Annotated in this window: 4 protein-coding genes; all 4 read right to left on the bottom strand. The window is 66.4% G+C overall.

Going from position 1 to position 2,119, the window contains the following annotated elements:
- Positions 1-204 (bottom strand): ATP synthase subunit I (locus ABYB95_RS22315; protein ID WP_372662159.1); only part of this gene is annotated, 204 nt, incomplete at its 3' end.
- Positions 182-529, bottom strand: coding sequence for an AtpZ/AtpI family protein (locus ABYB95_RS22310; RefSeq protein WP_372662156.1), 348 nt, complete (start codon positions 527-529; stop codon positions 182-184). The genes ABYB95_RS22310 and ABYB95_RS22315, both read right to left, overlap by 23 nt.
- Complete coding sequence (locus tag ABYB95_RS22305) at positions 522-911, bottom strand: F0F1 ATP synthase subunit epsilon (RefSeq protein WP_372662153.1); 390 nt, start codon at positions 909-911, stop codon at positions 522-524. The genes ABYB95_RS22310 and ABYB95_RS22305 overlap by 8 nt, the downstream gene beginning before the upstream one ends.
- A partial coding sequence (gene atpD / locus ABYB95_RS22300) for a F0F1 ATP synthase subunit beta (RefSeq protein ID WP_372662150.1) occupies positions 901-2,119 on the bottom strand: 1,219 nt, incomplete at its 5' end. The genes atpD and ABYB95_RS22305, both read right to left, overlap by 11 nt.

The following is a 2,119-nucleotide window of genomic DNA, read 5'->3' as shown; positions in this document are numbered from 1 at the left end:
CATAGCCGGGCTATGGGGCTGCACATCCGGCAAAAACTGTCCTCGCTGGGGGCGATTTTCGCTTTCGACGCCTTCTGCCGCGCAGGCCCCTAGGGACTTTTTCAGCGTCCACCACAGTCCGCCAAAGAAAAATACACCCAGAGCAAGGCCGGCCAGACCGGCCAGCAGCAGGGGCCAGAGTTCATGTGTCTGCATCGTGTCCATCCTGCTTGTCTTCACGCATGGCGCGGTCTTCTTTGCTCACCCAGTGCCAGGCGTTGAAACAGCCCAGCACCAGCCCCGCCACCAGCAGGGCCAGCGTCCACGGGTGCCGTCCCGGCTGGTGCGCGTCCAGCCACATGCCCAGGGCCGCGCCCAGCAAGGTGGGCACCACCACCGACCAACCGACCAGCCCCATCATCCCCAGCCCGAACCACAGGCCTTGGCTGGCGTGGCGCCGCGCGTTCAGCTTGCGCCGCGCTTTGGCGTTCACCTGCTCGGCCAGGCCGGGCCCGGCGCCGCTGGTTTTTTTCGGTCCGGGTTCAGTCATGGCGGATCAGGGCAAACCGGGTCAGAAAGCCGGTTTCCAGCTTGTTCATCACGGCGCGCTGGCTGCTCGTCTGTTCGTCCAGTGTCAGGAACTCGTGCTCCACGGCGCTGCGCAACTGGGCCAGGCTGCTGCCCAGCATGGCGCGCCGCACCGAGACGCGCACATCGGGGCCGGTCTTGACCAGCACACCTTCGTCGATGGCCACGAAAACCTCGCCGTCGTCCGGCGTCTCGAAGCTGAGGATGCCGGGCACCAGGGCGGCGACGCAATCGAGGCGGTGCGGCAGCAGGCCGAACGAGCCGGTGCTGGTTTCCGCCACGACGCGCGAGACCGCGTCTTTTTGCAGAAAGATCTGGAACGGCAGCAGCACTTCAAGGCGCATGTGCGGTCTCCTCTGGCGGCGACACCCCGGTGGTGAGCGTTTGCCGCGCCTCGGCAATCGGGCCGATCATGTAGAGCGCGCTTTCGGGGTAGTCCTTGAATTCGTCGCGCAGGATGCGCTCGCAGCCATCGAGCGCGTCGGCCAGCGGCACCGCCTTGCCCGGCAGGCCGGTGAATTGTTCGGTGGTGAAAAAGGGCTGGGTCAGAAAGCGCTCCAGCCGCCGCGCGCGCGCGACCACGTCGCGGTCTTGCGGCGAGAGCTGCTCCAGGCCGAGCATGGCGATGATGTCCTTGAGTTCGGCGTACTGTGCCAGCGTGCGCCGGATGTCTTGCGCCAGCCGGTAGTGGTCCGCGCCTACGATGCCGGGCGTGGCCATCTTGGAGTTCGATTGCAACGGGTCTATGGCCGGGTACAGGCCTTCGCTGGCGCGCTTGCGCGACAACACGATGGAGGCCGAGAGGTGCGAGAAGGTGTGCACAGCGGCCGGATCGGTGAAATCGTCGGCGGGCACGTAGACCGCCTGTATCGAGGTGATGGCGCCGGTGTCGGTATTGGCGATGCGCTCTTGCAGCCCGGCCAGTTCGGTGCCCATGGTCGGCTGGTAGCCCATGCGCGAAGGCATCTGGCCCATCAGGCCCGAGACTTCGGAGCCGGCCTGGATGAAGCGAAAGATGTTGTCGATCAAGAGCAGCACGTCGCGGTGCTCGTCGTCGCGGAAGTACTCGGCCATGGTCAGCGCCGCGTGGCCCACCCGAAAGCGCGCCCCGGGCGGCTCGTTCATCTGGCCGAACACCATCACCATGTTTTGCAGCACACCGGCTTCGTCCATGTCGTGGTGCAGTTCCTGTCCCTCGCGGCAGCGCTCGCCGATGCCGCAGAAAATGCTCGCGCCCTGGTGGTGGCCCACCATGTTGTGGATCAGTTCGGTGAGCAGCACCGTCTTGCCCACGCCGGCGCCGCCGAACAGGCCGGCCTTGCCACCGGTTTCCAGCGGCAGCAGCACGTCGATGGCTTTGATGCCGGTCTCGAACACCACCGACTCGGTGGAGCGGTGGGTCAGTGGTGGCGGCGCTCGGTGCACCGAGCGCCATTGCACGTCGGTCGGCGCCGGGCGCCGGTCGATGGTCTGGCCGAACACATCGAACATGCGCGACAAAATGCCGGGACCCACCGGCACCATCAAGGGCCCGCCGGTGTTCTGCACTGCT

It is taken from the genome of Hydrogenophaga sp. (genome assembly GCF_041633695.1).
Lineage (GTDB): Bacteria > Pseudomonadota > Gammaproteobacteria > Burkholderiales > Burkholderiaceae_C > Hydrogenophaga.
The sequence above is the reverse complement of the archived record's forward strand: the minus strand, read 5'-3'. Positions and strand labels throughout refer to the sequence as shown.